Below are 18,754 nucleotides of genomic sequence, written 5' to 3' on the forward strand. Positions count from 1 at the left end.
ATGGCGAGTGCGCACGGTCCCGATCGGACGTCCGTGGTCGTGACCGGCGGCAGCGGCTTCATCGGCCGGGCCGTCGTGCGCGCCCTCCTCGACCGGGACGTCCCGGTCACCGTCGTGGACCGGGTGCCGCTCCCCGAAGACCTCGACGGCGTCCGCGTGGTGACCGGCGACCTGCGCGAGGCCGCCGTCCGCGAGGAGGCCGTGACCGCCGGGACCGCGGGGATCGTGCACCTGGCGGCGCTGACGTCGGTGCTGAAGTCGGTCGAGCTGCCCGAAGACACCTTCGCCGACAACGTCCTGGTCACCCAGGAACTGCTCGAACTCGCCCGCCGCCGCGAGGTGCCGAAGTTCCTGCTCGCCTCGACCAACGCGGTGATCGGCAACGTCGGCACCGCGACCATCACCCCGGACCTGCCGCTACGGCCGTTGACACCGTACGGCGCCACGAAAGCGGCGTGCGAAATGCTGCTCTCGGGCTACGCCGGCGCGTACGGCATGACGACGTGCGCGTTGCGGTTCACCAACGTCTACGGCCCGGGAATGTCCCACAAGGACAGTTTCGTGCCGCGCATGATGCGGGCCGCGCTCACCGGCGGCAGTGTGAAGGTCTACGGCGACGGCCGCCAGCGCCGCGACCTCGTCCACGTCGACGACGTCGTCCGCGCGATCCTCTCGGCCTTCGCCAGCGGCCACACCGGCCGCGCGATCGTCGGCGCGGGGCGCTCGGTGTCGGTGCTCGAGATGGTCGAGGCCGTGCGCGAGGTGACCGGCGCCGAGCTGCCCGTCGAGCACGTCGAGGCGCCGGCGGGGGAGATGCCCGCGGTCGTCGTCGACGTCTCGGCCAGCGCGGAGACCATCGGGTACCGCCCCGAAGTACCGCTGGTCGACGGCCTCGCCACGGCGTGGAAGTACTTCTCGGGCCTCGACCGTCCGAACGCGACACCGTGACGGCGTTCCCGCGCCGCCACTGGCTGCTTCTCCTGCTCCTCGTCCCGGCGATCGTCCTGCGGGTGCTGACCTGGCTGGCCTACCGGCCCGCGCTGCTGTACATCGATTCGTTCCGCTACCTCGACAACCTGCACGCGCTGCGCGCCGACCAGCTCGACCCGATCGGCTACGACCTGGTGCTGCGCCCGTTGCTGGCCGTCGGCGGCCTGGCGTGGGTCGCGGCGGTCCAGCACGCCGGCGGGATCCTCATCGCGATCGGCGTCTACGCGCTGGTGCTGCGGCTCGGTGGCCGCCCGTGGGTCGCCGCGCTCGCCGCGGCGCCGGTGCTGCTCGACGCGTACCAGCTGCAGATCGAGCAGAACATCATGTCCGAGGTGACGTTCGAGGCGGTGCTCCTCGGGCTCCTGTGGCTCCTGCTCGGCCGGGGCGCGCCGGGCTGGAAGCGCGCCGGCGCCGCGGGCCTGCTGCTCGGGTTCGGCGTGCTGACCCGGCTGATCGGCATCTCGCTGGCCCTGCCGCTGCTGGTCTTCCTGGTCGTCGCCGGCGGAGCGTGGCAGCACCGGGCGGGCTGGCGCCGGGCCGGCGTCGCGGTGCTGGGCCTGCTCGTCGTGCTCGTGCCGTACTCGGCGCGCGTGCACGCGGAGACCGGCAAGTGGGGGCTGACCGGGCCGTCGGGCAACATGCTCTACGGCCGCACCGCCGCGGTCGCCGACTGCGCGAACCTCGAGCTTTCGGCGGAACTGAAGGTTTTCTGCCCGGCCGAGCCGCGCGAGACCCGGCTCGTCGACAACTACACGCACGCCGATCTCGACCCGAACTGGCCCGGCCCCCTCCCGCCCGGCGCGGACAAGGCCGCGCTGGCCCACGAATTCGCGATCGACGTCCTGAAGGAACAGCCCGGCGACGTCGCCGCGGCGATCTTGGACGACTTCGCCAAGAGCTTCGCTTGGAGCCGCGAGCAGGACCCGACCGACGTGCCCCTCGACCGGTGGCAGTTCCAGCTGTCCTACCCGCAGTGGGCCGACCAGTCGCTCATCGACCTGGTCACGCAGCAGAACGACGGCGTCGTGGCGAGCGCCGACCAGCCGCTGGCGAAGGTCCTGCGCGACTACCAGCTGGGCGGCGGGTACGTCTCGGGCGGCGTGCTCGGCCTCGGCGCGCTGCTCGGCCTGCTGACGATCTTCCGGCGCAAGAAGCCCCTGGACCGAGCACGGGCGGGCGCGCTGCTGGCGGCGTCGAGCGGGCTGGTCCTGCTCTTCGCTTCGGCGGTGTTCCAGTTCTCGTGGCGCTACCAGATCCCGGCGCTGGTGCTGTTCCCGGTGGCCGGGGCGCTCGGCTTCACGACGCTGACCTCAGCCAGCCGGAAGCGGCTCGCCGCGTTCCCCGACGACGTCGATTCCGGTGCCCTCGGCGACTTCCGGCGCCGCCACCCGGACGCCGGGTTCGCGCCGCTGACCGTCGTCATCGCCGCCTACAACGAGGCCGGCGGGATCGGCGAGGTCCTGGAGAAGATGCCGGACCGGTGCCTCGGGATGCCGGTGGACGTCCTCGTCGTCGTCGACGGCGGGACCGACGACACGGCCGCGATCGCCGAAGCGCACGGCGCGTACGTCTGCGTGGCGCCGCGCAACCGCGGCCAGGGCGCGGCGCTGCGCCTGGGTTACCACCTGGCGGCGGAGCGTGGCGCCGAGTACGTCGTCACGACCGACGCCGACGGGCAGTACGACAACAGCGAGCTGGAAGCGCTGGTCAGCCCGGTCGTCGAGGGCACCGCGGACTTCGTCACCGGGTCGCGGCGGCTCGGGCACGAAGAGGCCGACAGCCGCGTCCGGTGGCTCGGCGTGCGGGTGTTCGCCGCGCTGGCGTCGGCGCTGACCGCGCGGCGGATCACCGACACGTCGTTCGGCTTCCGCGCGATGCGGGCGGAGCTGGCCTGCGCGGTGCCGCTCAACGAGCCGCAGTACCAGTCGTCGGAGCTGATGCTCGGCGTGACCGCGCGCGGCGCCCGCGTGCTGGAGCTGCCGATGAGCATGCGGCTGCGCAAGGCGGGCAAGAGCAAGAAGGGCGGCAGCCTCGTCTACGGCGCGAACTACGCCCGCGTCATGACCGGGACGTGGTGGCGGGGGTACGTGCTGCGCCGCGGCCGAACACGACCTGGTCGAGCAGCGTGAACTTGAGGACGAACACCAGGGCGTAACTGCCGACGTACGCGCCGTCGACGAGCACGACCCACCAGAAGTGCGGCAGGTCCGCCCGCGCGAGCAGCGAACCGGCCAGCGTCGTCAGCCCGATCGAAACGAGCCCGCCGAGACCGATCACGGCCAGGTACGGCAGCAGCTCGCGCCGGACGCGCGGCCGGCCGGTGCGGCCCCACACCCAGCGGCGGGTGACCAGGAAGTTCAGCACCGCCCCGGCGGCCCACGCCAGCGTGCCGGCGAGCGCGGCGGCCCCGCCGGTGGCGAGGACGGCGAGCAGGACGACCTGGCTGAGCACGGTGGCGGCGAACGACGTCGCGGCCGCGCGGGCCAGCCGGGCCCAGCCGCGGCGGCGCGTCTTCTCCGTTGTGCGGGGCCGCACGCCGTTGGTTACGGTCGTCATGACCCCATCCTCCCCGCGGGCCGGCCGCCGCGCCGTCCGACCCCCCTACGCATAGGAGATTCACAGCCGATTGCCAGGTCTTCATCAGCAGGTGGTCGATAGCGTCGGGGGGCGTAAACGAGCAGGAAAGGCGGCACAATGCGGGTGCTGGTTCTCGGCGGTGACGGATATCTGGGCTGGCCGACCGCGTTGCACTTATCGGACAAAGGCCACGAGGTGGCCGTTCTCGACAATTTCGCCCGCCGCGGTTACGACGAAGAACTCGGCGTCGAAAGCCTGGTTCCGATCGAATCGCTGAAGGACCGGATCGCGGCCTGGCACGAAGTCTCCGGACGCGAGATCACCAGCTACGAAGGTGACCTGCTGGACGCGGAGTTCCTGTTCGGGGCGGTGCGCGAGTTCGCGCCCGACGCGGTCGTGCACTACGCCGAGCAGCGGTCGGCGCCGTATTCCATGATCGACCGCGAACACGCGGCGTACACGCAGCACAACAACGTGATCGGCAACCTGAACCTGCTCTACGCGATCGCGGAGATCGATCCGGCGATCCACCTGGTCAAACTGGGCACGATGGGCGAATACGGCACGCCGAACATCGACATCGAAGAAGGCTGGCTGGACCTCGAGCACAACGGGCGCAAAGACCGCGTGCTGTTCCCGAAACGACCGGGCTCGTTCTACCACCTGACCAAGGTCCACGATTCGCACAACATCGAATTCACGTGCCGCGCCTGGGGGCTGCGGGCCACGGACCTCAACCAGGGCGTCGTGTACGGGCAGCAGACGCCGCAGACCGCGCTGGACTCCCGGCTGGCCACCCGGTTCGACTACGACGCGGTGTTCGGCACGGTGCTGAACCGGTTCGTCATCCAGGCCGTGCTCGGCCAGCCGCTGACCGTGTACGGCAAGGGCACGCAGACCCGCGGCCTGATCGACATCCGCGACACCGTCGAGTGCATCCGGCTCGCCGTCGAGAACCCGGCCGACGCGGGGGAGTTCCGCGTCTTCAACCAGATGACGGAAAGCCTTTCCGTGGCCGCGATCGCCGAGCTCGTCGCCGACCGCTTCCCCGGCCCGGTGCAGATCGAGCAGCTGGAGAACCCGCGCACCGAGGCGCCGGAGCACTACTACAACGTGAAGCACACCGGGCTGGTCGGGCTGGGGCTGGCGCCGCACCTGCTGTCGGACACGCTGATCGAGTCGATGTTCGACATCGTCGGCGCCAACAAGCACCGGGTGAACCCGGAGAAGCTGCGTCCGACCGTGCGGTGGCGCGGCGCGCTCAAGAGCTAGCGGCGTGCGGGCTCCCCTGCCCGGGAGCCCGCACGCCGTGCGTCGGTTCAGCCCGGCATCTTGTCGAGGAAGCCGTGCACCTTGGCGATCTTCCCCTCCCGGAGTTCGACGACGTCGAACCCGATGGCGACCGGCTCCGCCGCCCCGGGCGCCCCGAGGTACCACTGGAACCGCGCGAGGTCGTGGTGCGCGTCGGGCTCGGCCGGCAGGCTGAAGGCGAGCCCGCCGAACTGCGCCTGCGCCCCGGCGACGAACTGGTCGATCCCGTCGTGCCCGGCGACCGCCCCGAGCGGATCGGTGTAGCCGGCGTCGGCGGTGAAGACGTCGGCGACGAGGGCCCGCCGCTTGTCGCCATCGGTCTCGTTCCAGACGGCGATGTACTGCTCGACGAGGCCACGGACGTCACTCATGGTGGTTCCTTTCGTTGGGGGACAACGGCTTCCGTCGTCCTGCGCTGGGACCCACTCTGACGCCGCGGCGGCGGCCCGTCGATTACGCGGCAGGTAATGCGGTGGCCTTCCGTCGCACGTTTCGCGAGATTCGCCGCGTGGAAGAAGATCCGCCGGGTTCGGCCGGGGCGTGACACCCGCCGACCTCATGCGCGCGTGCTACTCCGCGCGTGAAGTGATCGATGCCGAGGCCCCGGCGGGACCGGCTCAGCGGCTGGTGCCACTCGTCGTCCCGGCTGCCATTACCCCCGAAGTAATGGCAGCCACCCCGTGATCGCCGTAGCGTCGCTCGCGTGACGACTACGGTGCAGGCGGCCGCGCGGCAGCGGCCGGTGGGTGAGCTGCTGCGGGAATGGCGGGACCGGCGGCGGATCAGCCAGCTCGACCTCGCGATCTCGGCGGACGTCTCCACCCGCCACCTCAGCTTCGTGGAAACCGGCCGGTCCAAGCCGAGCCGGGACATGGTGCTGCGCCTCGGCGAGCACCTCGAAGTCCCGCTGCGCGAACGCAACCGGCTGCTGCTCGCCGCCGGGTACGCGCCCGCCTACACCGAAAACGCCTTGGGGGACCCCGGGATGGACGCCGTCCGCCGGGCCGTCCGGCAGCTGCTGGCCGGGCACGAGCCGTACCCGGCCGCCGTCGTCGACCGGAACTGGGACCTCGTCGACGCCAACGCGAGCATCGGGCTCTTCGTCGCCGGGATCCCGTCCGAGCTGACCACCAACGTGCTGCGCGCGACGCTGCACCCCGACGGCATGGCCCCGCACATCCTGAACCTGGGGGAGTGGCGCGCCCACCTGCTCGGCCGGCTGCGGCGCCAGGTCGGCCAGACCGCGGACGCCGGGCTCGCCGAACTCCTGGACGAGCTGCGCGGCTACCCGTGCGACCAGCCGGTGCCCGAGGTGGAGGTCCCTGGACCGGGTGACATCTTCGTGCCGCTGAAGTTCCGCCACGAGGGCACCGACCTCACGTTCTTCAGCACGGTGGCCACGTTCGGCACCCCGCTGGACATCACCGTCGCGGAACTGGTGATCGAGTCGTTCTACCCGGCCGACCCGGCGACGGCGGCGCATCTGCGCGAGCGGACCGCGTCAGTGGGATGATGGGGAGCACCCGCGCAGCATCCGAAGTGAGGATCACCGGTTGATGGCCGTCCCGCCTTCGCTCGCCCTGTCCGACGGAATCCGCATCCCCCAGCTGCTGTTCGGTGTCGCGGGCCTGTCCGCGGCCGAAACCGGCCGGGCCGTCCGCATCGCCCTCGACACCGGTTACCGCGGTATCGACACCACGCCCGGTACCGAGACGGCGGTCGGCACCGCCCTCGCCACGGCGGACGTGCCCCGCGAAGAACTGTTCGTCAGCGTCAAGGTGCCCGCGCAGGGCTACGACAGCGCCCGCCGCGCCGCCGACGAGGCGCTGGCCGCGTTGCAGCTCGAACAGGTGGACCTGTGCCTGCTGGACGGCACGAAGGGCGCCTTCCCCGACACCTGGCGCGCGCTGAGCCGGCTGCGCGCCGACGGCCGCGTCCGTGCGGTCGGCGTGGCCGGGTTCGGGGTCGCCGAGCTGCGCCGGCTGATCGACGCGACCGGGGCGGTCCCCGCCGTCAACCAGGTCGAGCTGCACCCGTGGCTGCAGCAGCTGCCGCTGCGGGAGTTCCACGCCGAGCGGGGCATCGTGACGGCCGCGGCCAGCCCGGTCGCGAACGCCGGGCTGCTGGCCGACGAGACGGTCACCGCGCTCGCGGCGAAGTACGGCAAGACCCCGGCCCAGATCGTGCTCCGGTGGCACCTGCAGGCCGGCACGGTCGCGGTGGCGGCGTCGGCGACCACCACCCGGACCCGCGAGCAGTTCGGGATCTTCGACTTCGAGCTGGCCGACGACGACCTCACCGTGGTGGAAGAGCTCGACAACGGCACGCGCGTCTAGGTGGACTTGATCCCGGCGGCGGCGAAGTCGGCCTGCTGGGCGGGCTGCTCGAGGTACTCGCGGAAGGTCTGGGCGGCGCGCAGCACGGTGTCGTCGATGCCCTGGCCGGAGAGGCCGACGAACGGGTAGTCCGCCGAGCGGGCGTTGGCCACCGACTGCGCGGCGGAGCCGATCATCTCCGGCTTCTTGGTGGTCAGCTCGCTGACCCAGTACGACGACTCGGGCAGCCAGGCGGCGGGCAGCCCGCCGATGGAGTCCAGGTTGGCCCGGCCGACCAGCGCGTCGAGCACCTGCGACGACGGCTTGGCCTCGATCATCACGTGCACGCACTGCCCGTGCACGACGGTGGCCGCCTGGTTCCACCGATCCGCCGCGGCGGTGAGCGGCTTCTGCACGCTCGGCGTGACGACGATCCGCATGTGCGACGTACCACCGGAGCAGCTGGCGGCCTGCGCCTCGGCGCGGTTGTTGAGCTCGCTGTCGGCCCAGTTCCACCCGACGATGCCGAGCCCGATCAGCGCGGCGAGCACGAGACAGGCGATCGGCCAGGTGGCGATCCGGCGCCGCGGCGCCTTCTTGCCGACGATCCGGTGCGAGCCGGTGGCCTCGCCCTTCCCGAGCGTCCGGTGCGAGCCGGTGGCCTCACTGCGCTTGGGTGGGGCGGTGTTCTCGCTGGTCTCGGTGCTTTCGGCACGCCGCTTGGCGCGGGTGGACCCGCCGCGGGTGAGGGTGCGGGCGGAGTCGGCTGGCTCGCTGCGCGTGGCGGCGGGGTAGTCGCCTTCGTCGGGCCGGGTGATGACCTCGGTCCGTTCGGCCGCGCTTTCGGCCTTCCGGGCGGCGCGGGACGAGCCTCGCCGGGTGGTGGTGCGGGGACCGGCGGCCTGGGTTCCGCCGCTCGCTTCGGCGTCGACGTGGCCGACCGCCGGATAGGCACCGGACGCTTCGCCCCGGTGGGAGGCAGGTTCACGGCGTGCGGTGATCGGGTAGTCGCCGGACGCTTCGCCACGACGGGCAACGGACGGTTCTTCGCGACCGACGGCGGGGTACGCGCCGGATCGCTCGCCACGCCCGGTGGCCGGATACACGTCGGTGATGTCGTTGCGTGCGGAAGCGGGGTAGGCGCCGGAAGCCTCGCCACGGCCCACGGCGGGATCGTTGCGGCCGGCGGCGGGGTAAGCACCGGAGGGGTCGTTGCGACCGGCGGCCGGGTACGAACCCGACGCCTCACCACGGCCCACGGCCGGATAGGCGCCGCTGGCTTCGCCGCGCGCGGCGATGGGGTCGTTCCGGCCGGATGCGGGGTAGGCGGAGGGGTCGTTGCGTCCGGCGGCCGGGTACGAACCCGACGCCTGACCACGGCCCACGGCCGGGTAAGCGCCGCTCGCCTCACCACGCCCCGCGACCGGGTACGCGCCAGAGGCCTCGCCGCGGCCGGCAGCGCGGGAGCCGGTGGGGCGGCCCGCGATCCCGAACGCCTCCGAGATGGAGCTGCGCTTGGGCTTCCGGACAGCGCCCGAAGTCTCGCTGCGGCCCTCGACCGGGTGTGAACCGGAGCTCTCACCGCGGGGAGTCCCCGGGCGCGAAGTGCGGTCCTGAGGGTGCGGCACCGGCTCCTCGTCCCGGTAGTGTCGCCCCATCGTCATCCTTTCGAGGGTGAGCGCATGACAAGCACGCGCTGCGATGCAACCAAACCGTTATCACCCTAACAGGTGAGTATCGGAGAGAGAATAATCTGACTCACAGTTGCACGTGCTGCGGGTGATCACCTGACCAGGCGATGGCAATGCGCAATCAGGCGATGACGCACCGGTGCCGCCCGGCGGGCGAACGAAGCCTGGGCGCGGGCGTATTCGGCCCTTCCTTCAGCCGTTTCGATGCGCACTGGCCGGTAGCCGAGTGCGGCCAGGTCGTACGGGCTGGCCCGCATGTCGAGCTCGCGGATCTCCACCGCCAGCTCGAAGCAGTCCGCCACCAGCTCCGCCGGCACGAACGGGTCCAGCTTGTACGCCCACTTGAACAGATCCATGTTCGCGTGCAGGCACCCGGGCTGCTCCGACGAGACCTGCGTCTCCCTCGACGGCGTCAGCTCGTTGCGCGGCCGCGCCGGGTCGGTGAAGAAGCGGAACGCGTCGAAGTGCCCGCAGCGGATGTCGAGCGATTCCACGACGGCGTCGGTGCCGCCCGAACCCAGTCGCAGCGGGACCTGGTTGTGCCGCACCGAATCCGCCGGCTCGCGGTAGACCATCGCCCACTCGTGCAGCCCGAAGCAGCTCAGCCGCGGCGCGCGGGACGCCGTCGCGGTCAGCAGGGCGAGGACGAACTCCGCCGTCCGCGCCTTCCCCGGCGTGAAGCTCGCGGGGTCCAGCACGACGCCGTCGCCGGTGAGGACGTAGCCCTTGCGGTCCAGGAAACGCGCCGCCGCGGGCCCGGCGAGCGCTACGCCGGGCCCGGGCTGCCACCGTTCGAGGTGCGACGGCCGGTACGAGTAGTAGGTGAACAGGAAGTCCAGCACCGGGTGCTTCTCGCCGCGCGAACGGCGCTCCTGGTGCGGTCCGGTCCACCGCCGCATCCGCTCGACGTGCGCCGCCTCCCGGGCCAGCCAGTCCGGTTCGGCGAGCACTTCGACGTCGGTCATGCGCCCACGTGCGTGCCGTCGCGGACCGTGCCCACGTACTCCTCCACGAGGTCCTCGAGCGCGACGACGCCGACGGCGCTGCCGCTCGTGTCGAGGGCCCGCGCCAGGTGGCTGCCTTCCTTGCGCATCGCCGAGAGGGCGACGTCGAGGCGGGAGTCGGCGCGCAGCTCGGTGAGCTGGCGCGTCTTGCCGGACGGCACGAGCGTCGCCGGGTCCTGCCCGGCCAGGTCGAGGACGTCCTTGACGTGGATGTAGCCGGTCAGGCGACCGTCGTCGGTGCAGACCGGGAACCGCGAGAACCCGGTGGACGACACCGCCCGCTCGACGTCGCCGAGCGTCGGCGCGCACGGCAGCGTCGTCAGCTCGGCGGTGGGCACCAGCACGTCGGCGACCGTCTTCTGCGTCGAAGACAGCGTCTGCGCGAGCCGCTGGTGCTCGGACTGGTCCAGCAGCCCTTCGCGGCGCGACTCGCTGAGCAGCTCGGCCAGCTCGTCGGACGTGTAGGCCGTCTCCAGCTCGTCCTTCGGCTCGACCTTCACCGCGCGCAGCAGCGAGTTCGCGACGAAGTTCAGCAGCCAGATGAACGGGTTGGCCAGCTTGACCCACCCCACGTGCACCGGCACCAGCCACAGCGCGAGCCGCTCGGGCTCGGCGATGGCGAGGTTCTTCGGCACCATCTCGCCGATCAGCACGTGCAGCACGGTGATGAACGCCAGCGCGATGGCGAACGAGACCGCGTGCAGCAGCGCCTCGGGCAGGCCCAGCAGGTCGAAGAACGCCGACAGCCGGTGCGCGATCGCCGGCTCGCCGAGGCGGCCGAGCAGCAGCGAGCAGATGGTGATGCCCAGCTGCGCGCCGGCGAGCATCAGCGAGACGTGCTTGCTCGCGTTGATGACGATCTTCGCGCGTGTCTTTCCCTGCTCCAGCAGCGCTTCCAGCCGGTCGCGCCGCGAAGAGATCAACGTGAACTCCGCGCCGACGAAGAAGGCGTTGGCCAGCAGCAGGACCGCGACGAGGGCGATGTTCAGCCAGTCGCTCACGAGACCACCTCGGCCACCGGGGTTTCTTCGGGGACGCGGACCGGGGCCACTTCGACCTCGGCGATGCGCCGCTTGTCCATGGTGGTGACGGTGAGCCGCCAGCCGTCGACGTCCGCGGCGTCACCCTCGGCGGGGATCTTGCCCAGCCGTTCGAGGATCAGCCCGGCGATGGTTTCGTAGTCGCCGTCGGGCATCCGGAACCCGGTGACGTCGGTGACCTCGTCCGGACGCAGCTGGCCCGACACCAGCCAGCTGTCGCTGCCGACCTGCTGCGAGGCGGGCGCCTCCCGGTCGTCGTGCTCGTCGCGGACGTCGCCGATGATCTCCTCGACGACGTCCTCCAGGGTGACCAGCCCGGCCGTGCCGCCGTACTCGTCGACGACGATCGCCAGCTGGAAGCGGGAGTCGCGCAGGCGGTTGAGCAGGTCGTCGCCGGGCAGCGACTCGGGCACGGTCGGCACCGGCCGCATCACCGAGCCGATCGGCACGGCGGCCCGGTCCGCGGCCGAGACGGCGAACGCCTGCTTGACGTGCACGGCGCCGCGGACGTCGTCGAGGTCCTCGGCGTGCACCGGGAACCGCGAGAACCCGGTGCGGCGCGAGAGCTCGATGAGGTCCTCGACCGTGTCGTCGACGCCGAGCGATTCGAGCTGCACGCGGGGCGTCATCAGCTCCTCCGCGGTGCGTTCGCCGAACCGCAGCGAACGGTCCAGCAGCTCCGCGGTGGTCGTGTCGAGCGTGCCGCTCTCGGCGCTGGAGCGGACGATCGAGCCCAGCTCCTGCGGCGAGCGCGCGGACCGCAGCTCTTCCTGCGGTTCGACGCCGAACTTGCGCACCAGGAAGTTCGCGCTGTTGTTCATCAGCGTGATGAGCCAGCGGAACAGCGCCGAGAACCGCGAGTGGTAGCCGGCGACGGCGCGCGCGGTCGGCAGCGGCCGCGCGATCGCGAGGTTCTTCGGCACCATTTCGCCGAGGATCATCGACAGCGACGTCGCGATGACGAGGGCGAGCACGATCGACGCGCCCCCGGCGAACGCTTCGGGGAGCCCGACGCCGGTGAGCAGCGGCCGGACGAGCTCGCCGATCAGCGGCTCGGCCAGGTAACCGGTGATCAGCGTGGTGAGCGTGATCGCGACCTGGGCGCCGGAGAGCTGGAACGAGAGCGTCCGGTGCGCCTTCTGGACGGTGAGGGCCCGGCGATCGCCCACCTGGCGGACGTTGGCGTCGACGGTGCTGCGTTCCAGCGCGGTCAGCGAGAACTCGGCCGCGACGGCGAGCCCGGTGCCGACCGTGAGCAGCACGAAGAGGAGGACGCCGAGGACGGCGAAGAGGATCTGGATCATTCCGCATCCGCCCTGGTGGCGGGGGAAGAACCTATCGGACAGCCGGGTCGGTCACCCGGCCCGGTACTGTCACCGGGTGACTGCGCTGCGCGCACGAAACGGTCACTCCTAGCACTGGATCGGCGTGTACTGCGGATATGCGGACAATCCTAACGTGTCCTTCGCGGTCACCGCTGGCGATATCGGTGTGTCGGACAGCTCAAACCGTCGTCTGGCGGTGCCGCCGCACGGTCTCCTCGACGAGGTCGAGCACCGGCCCCAGGCCGGCGGCGGGCAGGCCCATCGCCAGGTGGGAGACGAGCCCCTCGAGGACGAGCTCGAGGAACGCGGTGAGGACGTCGACGTCGACGTCGTCGCGCAGCTTCCCGGCGTCGCGCTGGCGCAGCAGCCGCAGCCGGGTGGCGGTGGTGAGCTGCTCGGACCGCTCGGCCCACCGGCCGCGGAACTCCGGATCGGTGCGCAGCCGCCGGCTCACCTCGAGCCGCGTCCCGAGCCAGTCGGCGGGGTGGTCTCCGCCGGCGAGCAGATCTCGCATCACCTGCACGAGCCCCTGCTCGGCGACGACGTCGGCCATCCGGATGGCATCATCCTCCGCGAGGGCGAGGAAGAGCGACTCCTTGTCCCGGAAGTGGTGGAAGATGGCCCCGCGCGACAGCCCGGTGGCTTCCTCCAGGCGCCGGACTGTGGCACCTTCGTAGCCGTAGCGCGCGAAGCAGACGCGCGAGCCGTCGAGGATCTGGCGCCGGCGTGCGTCGAGGTGATCCTGGCTTACGCGTGGCATCCTGAAATCCTGACACCGCGGACCGGACTTTCGCAATCCGTACGTACGTACTGTGACCCGGAGTGCCCAGGGAACCGGATCCCCACCCTCATCGTCTGAACGTTGCGGCGATTCGCTGACACGGAGTGAGACGGTTGGCTAGTCTTTGCCACATCACCGTGGGTGAACTGAGGGGAAGGTGCGGGTCGTGATCATCGGCGAAGCCGGACAGGCGGTCCAGGCGGTCTGGGGTGGCGACATCCTGGGCGAGCGAGGACGGGTCTACGGCGGCGGAGGCGGCGGGGGCGGTCAGTTCAAGATGGACCCCGAGGAGCTCGCCTCGGTGATCGGTCTGTGGGAAGACGAGCTGGACAAGATCGTCAAGGACGGCGACAAGATCCAGCTGATCAGCAACCTGGTCCAGGCCCCCGGCAAGGACACGGTCAGCGGCGGTTACGTGTCGACCACGATCGACTCGATCGCCGCCCTGCAGACGCAGAACGACTCGATGCGCAAGTACGTGCAGGGCTACATCAAGAAGCTCAAGGAAGCGCAGACCAAGACGGTCGCCACCGACCAGGGCATGGCCGACCCCTTCCGGACGGTGTGACCGTGCGCATGGTTGCCCGTGTCGCGGTCGGTGTCGTGGCCGCTTCGCTGCTGCTCACCGGATGTTCCCCGGAGAAGACCGGGACCGCCACCCCCGCGCCGAGCGAAACGGCGTCTTCCGGATCGCCTGCCAACCCGGACGTGCCCAAGGTGGCCACCGCGCTCGACGTTTCGAAGTACGTCTCCAAGCCGTGCGACGTCGTCCCGTCGTCGGTGCTCTCGTCGCTGCGGTTCACCGACCCGGGGGATGTCCAGTCCCAGGACAACGGTCTCGGTGCGTCCGGTCCGGGCTGCAGCTGGCGGATTTCCGGCGAGGGCGTGAGCATGCAGGTCATCATCGGCACCGGGAACCGCGATCGCGGTCTCGGCGGGCTGGCCGGGCTGTACACCGCGCACGAGAGCGGGCAGTTCCCGTTCTTGGAGCCCGCACCCGAGGTGCAGGGGTACCCGGCGATCTACGTCGACAAGCGGGACCGGCGGCCGATCGGCAACTGCGTGCTCGACGTCGGCGTCGCAGACGACCTCGCGATCAACGTGTACGCCGGCGGTTATGAAGGCGCGGACGATTCCTGCGCCGCCGCTCAGCAGGTGGCGGGCTCGATCATCACCACACTCAAGGGGGCCTGACGAGTGGACGGCAAGCAGATCTACGACAACTTCAGACAAGGCGACACCAGCGGCCTCCGCAACGCCGCCGACGAGGTCGCCAACCTCTCCAGCGCCTACATGGACCGGGCGCAGGGCATCAAGTCCCTGCAGGACCGCATGAAGCAGGCGTGGACCGGGGATGCCGCCGACGCCGCCAACGCCGGGGCCGGCCCGCTCGAACAGGCCTTTGCCGAAACCGCCGCGCCGCTCGACGTCACCAAGTCCTCCGTCGACACGCAGGCCGCTGTCTTCGACACCTCCAGCAACTCCGTGGTCGAGATCCCGCCCAAGCCCGACAAGCCGAATCCCTGGACCACCGGGCTCAAGGCCGCCATCCCGGTCGCCGGGCCCTTCATGGCCGCCGACGACATCGACAACTACCAGCAGGGCATGGCCAAGTACAACGCGGCCAACGAGACCAACGTCCGGGTCATGGACCAGTACAGCAACATCACCAGCGGTACCCAGGCGATCCTGCCCACCGACTACGGCGTCCTCGAGTCCGACGGCGCCGCCATCGCCGTGAACACCCCCAAGGGGCCCGGCGGCATCAACGAGCCGACCGACAAGAACAAGTGGTACCCCGAAGGCGGGGGCGGTGACCCCGGCAACGGGACCACCGACCACACCTCGACCAGCAGCGTCGACCCGGGCCGTACCGGGGGCCACGACCAGCCCGGCGGCACCGACCGCCCCGGGGGCACGGACCGCCCCGGGGGAACCGACCGTCCCGGTGGGACCGATCGGCCCGGCGTCATCACCGACAAGCCCGGCGACGACACGCACACCACCGGCACCGGCCGGCCGCCCACGACCACCACGCGGCCCGGGCAGACCACCGAACGGCCGGGGGGCACGCCGCCCGGGACCGGGGGGATCGAGTTCTACCCCACCGGCACCGGTGGGGGTGGTGGCCAGAACTACTCCAACACCTCCTTCGGGAACGACCCCACGTCCGGCGGCCGCGGGCCGGCCAGTGGCAACGCCGGCAGCCGGCTGCTCGACTCGAACGGACGTCCCATCGGGGGCGGGAGCGGCAGCGGGACCGGTGGTGGCGGGAACGGCGCCGCGGGGGAGCGGGGGCTCGGCAGCGGGCGCGGTTCCGGCATGGGCAGCCTGGGCAACGCGGCCGCGGCGGAGGCCGCCGCCGCGCGGTCGGCGGCCGGCCGGAGCGGGCAGATGGGGCCGATGGGCCCCGGGGGCCGGCGCGGCGAGGGTGAGGAAGATGATGAGCACCAGCGGCCGGACTTCCTGATCGAAGCGGATCCGGACGCGATCTTCGGTACCGACCAGCGGACCAGTCCGCCGGTCATCGGCGAGTAGGCGGGTGGACGTGGCAACAGGCCGGGTGGACGTTCCGGTCGAGGCGTTGGCCGCGTTGGCTGAACGCGAACAGGCGGGTCAGCTGCACATCACCCTGCGCCCGGAGCCGATCTGGCTGTCGGACGTGGAGCGCGACGAGGCGGGCAAGCGGATCGACGCCGCGCTGGCGGAAGCCGGGCTCGTCGACGTGCGCGGGCGGGTCACCGTCGACTTCCTCGACTGGCTGCCGCTGCTGGTCAACCCCGCGCGGGAGTGCTACGGCTGGGTCGGTGTCGACGGGCAGACCTACGGCGTGCTCGCCGCGGCGAAGGGGCTGCAGGCGATCCTCGCCGTCTCCGACGGGACCCACATCGGCGTGCAGGAGATCGACCGGAACCGGCTCGCCGAGTCCCTCGTCGAGCAGCTGCCGCCGGTCGGGCCCGGCGGTGGGCACCCGCGTTCGGTCCGGGTCGCCGACCTGGCCGAGGCCGCGCGCCGCGGGCAGGAGGCGTACCCGCTGGCCCCGGCGATCGCCGATGTCGTCAGCCTCGTGCAGCGGCCGGTCTCGGGCAGCGGCGAGCTTTACGTCGGGCGGCGCGACGACGTCGGCCGCCACACCTGCCTGCAGCAGCCGCTGCACTACGCCGACACGGACTGGGGCCGCTACCTCAGCTACACGACCGGCTCCGGCGATGACGCCGTCATCCACATCGGACCGGCGGGGCCGCGTGAGCTGGCCGAAACGCTCGACGAGCTGGCCGGCACCCTCGGCTGAGCGGAAAAGACCGCGCGCGAACTCCTCGTCCCGGCTAATGTGACAGCGCTGTTGCATTCCGAGGTGGAAGGACGCGCCGATGCGGTACCCCGAGATCGAACCGTACGAACACGGCATGCTCGACGTCGGCGACGGGCACGAAATCCACTGGGAGACCTGCGGGAACCCGGACGGCAAGCCCGCGCTGGTCGTGCACGGCGGGCCCGGCTCCGGCTGCTCGGCCGGCGTCCGGCGGTTCTTCGACCCGGCGCGCTACCGGATCGTCCTGGCCGACCAGCGCGGCTGCGGGCGCAGCACCCCGCACGCGGGCGCCCCGGTCGCGGACCTCTCCGCCAACACGACCGGCCACCTGGTGGCGGACTTCGAACGGCTGCGCACGCACCTCGGGATCGGGAAGTGGCTGCTGTTCGGCGGCTCGTGGGGTTCGGTGCTCAGCCTGGCCTACGCCCTGCGCCACCCCGGCCGGGTCAGCGAAATGGTCCTGATGGGCCTCGCGACCGACCGCCACCTCGAGATCGAACTGCTCATCCGCGGGCTCGGCTCGTACTTCCCGGATGCCTTCGCGAAGTTCCGCGAAGGAGTGCCGGAAAGCGAGCGCGACGGCGACCTCTCGGCCGCCTACCACCGGCTGCTCATGGACCCCGACCCGGCGATCCACCACAAGGCGGCCGACGACTGGTGCGCCTGGGAAGACGCCATGCTCCCCGGGGTGCCGCCGCACGACGTCTTCGAGGACCCGGCCTACCGGCTCTGCTTCGCCCGGCTCGTCACGCACTACTTCAGCAACCGCGCGTTCCTGCCCGACGGCGAAATCCTGCGCCGGGCCGGCGAGCTCGCGCACATCCCCGCCGTGCTGGCCCAGGGGGTGCTGGACACGAGCAACATCGTCGGCACGCCGTGGCTGCTGCACCACGCCTGGCCGGGCAGCGAGCTGGTCATGCTCGACGACGTCGGGCACACGGTGTCGGCCGCGTCGATGCAGGACGTCCTGATCGGCGCGACCGACCGCTTCGCGAACCGTGGCTGACCGCCAGGCGATCTGCGACCACGAACCCCACCTGCTCACCGAGCGCGGGGTCCGGCTGATTTACCGCCGCCATCCGGCACAACCGCGCCGGCAGCCAGCCCATCACCCGATCCCTGACCGCTTATGACCATTGACCGGGTTGCGCATTGCTCGTCTAGGGGATGAGCAGCTGCGGCTCACCTTCCGGGGCGAGCGCGGCTTCGGTGCGCCGGACCCGGTTGGCCTCGGCCAGCTGGAGCCCGGTGACGCGCAGCGGCAGCCGGTCCATCCGCCACTCGGCCAGCAGGAGGGCGACCTTCGCCTGCATTTCGGTGCGCAGCCGCAGGAACGAGTCGGCCGGATCGGCGCCGACCTCGCCCAGCAGCAGCCACCACGCCCACGCGGCCGCGCCGGCGTTCGCCACGAAGTCCGGGACCACGGCGACCCCGCGCGCGGACAGCGCCGCTTCCGCTTCCGGGGTCGTCGCCGCGTTGGCCGCTTCGACGACCACCGCCGCCTTGACCAGGTTTTCGTTGTCCGGGCGCAGCGCGTAGGAGATCGCGGCCGGCACGAAGATGTCCGCGTCGATGCCGACGATCGTCTCGCGGGGGAGCGAGCGCACCCCGGCGGGCAGCCGCGACCGGTCGACCTCGCCGAAGCGGTCGCGCAGCTCGAGCAGCGCCGGGACGTCGAGCCCGACCGGGTCGTAGAGCGTTCCCGCGGCGTCGGCCACCGCGACCACCTTCATCCCGGCTTCGTGCAGGTACCAGGCCGCGCCGCCGCCCATGGTGCCGATGCCCTGGATCGCCACCGTCGTCTCGCGGACGTCCCAGTCCCACGCGGCCGCGACGCCGAGGCACGACTGCGCCACGCCGTAGCCGCCCACGACGTCGCCGAGCAGGAGCCCGCCGGGCACCGGGGCGTTGAGGCCCGCCTGCACGCGACGCAGGGTGCGGGCCGGGTCGGCCGAACGGCGGATCGCGGCGTGGTACGACTGCTCCAGCCCGAGCTCGGCGAACACCTCGTCGATCAGGTGCTGCGGGACGCCGAGGTCCTCCGCGGTCACCCAATGGGCGTCGAGCCACGGCCGCAGGAACGCGCAGAACCGCTTGAGGACGCCGAACGCGCGCGGGTCCTTCGGGTCGAAGTCGATGCCGCCCTTGGCCCCGCCGACCGGCAGGTTGAAGGTCGCGGTCTTGTTGGCCATGCCCCGGGCGAGGTCCTCCACCTCGGACATCGTGCAGCCGGCCCGCATCCGGGTGCCGCCGGTGGCGACGCCCGAGACCAGGCTGTGCACGACCAGGTAGCCGGTTGCGCCGGTTTCGGGATCGGTCCACGTGAGCCGCATCAGCGGTCCGGGGTTGCGCGGGGTCATCAGGCCACTCACCTCCAGGGAAGTCCGGGGCGGCCACCCCGGCCGCC

General features: G+C 71.5%; 18 protein-coding genes. 10 read left to right on the forward strand and 8 right to left on the reverse strand.

Annotated elements, in window-relative coordinates; genetic code table 11:
- Together AB0B33_RS14340 and AB0B33_RS14345 are read left to right on the forward strand one after the other, a co-directional pair.
- Positions 1-948 carry an NAD-dependent epimerase/dehydratase family protein gene (locus AB0B33_RS14340; RefSeq protein ID WP_360771015.1) on the forward strand — a complete coding sequence of 316 codons (948 nt, stop codon included), beginning with the start codon at positions 1-3 and terminating at the stop codon, positions 946-948.
- Positions 945-3,119 carry a glycosyltransferase family 2 protein gene (locus tag AB0B33_RS14345; RefSeq protein ID WP_360771018.1) on the forward strand — a complete coding sequence of 725 codons (2,175 nt, stop codon included), beginning with the start codon at positions 945-947 and terminating at the stop codon, positions 3,117-3,119. Before AB0B33_RS14340 ends, AB0B33_RS14345 begins: the two co-directional genes overlap by 4 nt.
- Here AB0B33_RS14345 and AB0B33_RS14350 read toward each other — a convergent pair.
- Positions 3,049-3,546, reverse strand: a complete 498-nt coding sequence (locus tag AB0B33_RS14350) for a GtrA family protein (protein WP_360771021.1) — start codon at positions 3,544-3,546, stop codon at positions 3,049-3,051. The genes AB0B33_RS14345 and AB0B33_RS14350 overlap by 71 nt on opposite strands.
- A 138-nt stretch (positions 3,547-3,684) precedes the next feature.
- Here AB0B33_RS14350 and AB0B33_RS14355 point away from each other — a divergent pair, with 138 nt between their 5' ends.
- The gene (locus AB0B33_RS14355; RefSeq protein ID WP_360771024.1) at positions 3,685-4,839 is read left to right on the forward strand and encodes an NAD-dependent epimerase/dehydratase family protein; all 1,155 of its coding nucleotides are present in this window, start codon (positions 3,685-3,687) and stop codon (positions 4,837-4,839) included.
- A 47-nt stretch (positions 4,840-4,886) separates the two neighbouring features.
- Here the strand turns inward: AB0B33_RS14355 and AB0B33_RS14360 are convergent, their stop codons facing one another.
- Positions 4,887-5,249 (reverse strand): nuclear transport factor 2 family protein, encoded by a 363-nt coding sequence (locus AB0B33_RS14360; protein WP_360771026.1) that lies wholly within the window; start codon positions 5,247-5,249, stop codon positions 4,887-4,889.
- A gap of 332 nt (positions 5,250-5,581) precedes the next feature.
- Here AB0B33_RS14360 and AB0B33_RS14365 point away from each other — a divergent pair, with 332 nt between their 5' ends.
- Both AB0B33_RS14365 and AB0B33_RS14370 read left to right on the forward strand, forming a co-directional pair.
- Entirely contained in the window at positions 5,582-6,391 is an 810-nt protein-coding gene (locus AB0B33_RS14365) for a helix-turn-helix transcriptional regulator (protein WP_360771029.1), read from the forward strand.
- Between the two features lie 43 nt (positions 6,392-6,434).
- Positions 6,435-7,214: an aldo/keto reductase gene (locus tag AB0B33_RS14370; RefSeq protein ID WP_360771032.1), complete on the forward strand. Its 780-nt coding sequence runs from the start codon at positions 6,435-6,437 to the stop codon at positions 7,212-7,214.
- Here AB0B33_RS14370 and AB0B33_RS14375 read toward each other — a convergent pair.
- From AB0B33_RS14375 to AB0B33_RS14395, 5 genes are all read right to left on the reverse strand, one after another.
- On the reverse strand, positions 7,211-8,359 hold the full coding sequence (locus AB0B33_RS14375) for a hypothetical protein (protein ID WP_360771035.1): 1,149 nt from the start codon (positions 8,357-8,359) through the stop codon (positions 7,211-7,213). The two genes, AB0B33_RS14370 and AB0B33_RS14375, sit on opposite strands and share 4 nt — an antisense overlap.
- Before the next feature lie 617 nt (positions 8,360-8,976).
- Positions 8,977-9,849 carry a 3-methyladenine DNA glycosylase gene (locus tag AB0B33_RS14380; RefSeq protein ID WP_360771038.1) on the reverse strand — a complete coding sequence of 291 codons (873 nt, stop codon included), beginning with the start codon at positions 9,847-9,849 and terminating at the stop codon, positions 8,977-8,979.
- Complete coding sequence (locus AB0B33_RS14385) at positions 9,846-10,889, reverse strand: hemolysin family protein (protein ID WP_360771041.1); 1,044 nt, start codon at positions 10,887-10,889, stop codon at positions 9,846-9,848. The genes AB0B33_RS14380 and AB0B33_RS14385 overlap by 4 nt, the downstream gene beginning before the upstream one ends.
- The gene (locus tag AB0B33_RS14390; protein WP_247023190.1) at positions 10,886-12,232 is read right to left on the reverse strand and encodes a hemolysin family protein; all 1,347 of its coding nucleotides are present in this window, start codon (positions 12,230-12,232) and stop codon (positions 10,886-10,888) included. The genes AB0B33_RS14385 and AB0B33_RS14390 overlap by 4 nt, the downstream gene beginning before the upstream one ends.
- Positions 12,233-12,431: 199 nt before the next feature.
- A complete protein-coding gene (locus AB0B33_RS14395) occupies positions 12,432-13,013 on the reverse strand; it encodes a TetR/AcrR family transcriptional regulator (RefSeq protein ID WP_247023191.1) in 582 nt (193 codons plus the stop codon).
- 187 nt (positions 13,014-13,200) lie between these two features.
- Between AB0B33_RS14395 and AB0B33_RS14400 the strand changes: the two genes are divergently transcribed.
- The 5 genes from AB0B33_RS14400 to pip all read left to right on the forward strand — a co-directional run bounded on the left by AB0B33_RS14400 (position 13,201) and on the right by pip (position 17,353).
- Positions 13,201-13,602 carry a hypothetical protein gene (locus AB0B33_RS14400; protein ID WP_360771045.1) on the forward strand — a complete coding sequence of 134 codons (402 nt, stop codon included), beginning with the start codon at positions 13,201-13,203 and terminating at the stop codon, positions 13,600-13,602.
- Between the two features lie 8 nt (positions 13,603-13,610).
- Positions 13,611-14,228, forward strand: coding sequence for a DUF3558 domain-containing protein (locus tag AB0B33_RS14405; protein ID WP_360771047.1), 618 nt, complete (start codon positions 13,611-13,613; stop codon positions 14,226-14,228).
- A gap of 3 nt (positions 14,229-14,231) precedes the next feature.
- Positions 14,232-15,572, forward strand: coding sequence for a WXG100 family type VII secretion target (locus AB0B33_RS14410; protein WP_360771050.1), 1,341 nt, complete (start codon positions 14,232-14,234; stop codon positions 15,570-15,572).
- 25 nt (positions 15,573-15,597) lie between these two features.
- The gene (locus AB0B33_RS14415) at positions 15,598-16,326 is read left to right on the forward strand and encodes an ESX secretion-associated protein EspG (RefSeq protein WP_360771155.1); all 729 of its coding nucleotides are present in this window, start codon (positions 15,598-15,600) and stop codon (positions 16,324-16,326) included.
- A 79-nt stretch (positions 16,327-16,405) separates the two neighbouring features.
- Complete coding sequence (gene pip, locus AB0B33_RS14420; protein ID WP_360771053.1) at positions 16,406-17,353, forward strand: prolyl aminopeptidase; 948 nt, start codon at positions 16,406-16,408, stop codon at positions 17,351-17,353.
- A 154-nt stretch (positions 17,354-17,507) separates the two neighbouring features.
- Here the strand turns inward: pip and AB0B33_RS14425 are convergent, their stop codons facing one another.
- Positions 17,508-18,707: a Glu/Leu/Phe/Val dehydrogenase dimerization domain-containing protein gene (locus AB0B33_RS14425; RefSeq protein ID WP_360771056.1), complete on the reverse strand. Its 1,200-nt coding sequence runs from the start codon at positions 18,705-18,707 to the stop codon at positions 17,508-17,510.
- Between the last annotated feature and the right edge of the window lie 47 nt (positions 18,708-18,754).

Source organism: Amycolatopsis sp. NPDC049159 (assembly GCF_040648295.1).
Taxonomy (GTDB): Bacteria; Actinomycetota; Actinomycetes; order Mycobacteriales; family Pseudonocardiaceae; genus Amycolatopsis; species Amycolatopsis pretoriensis_A.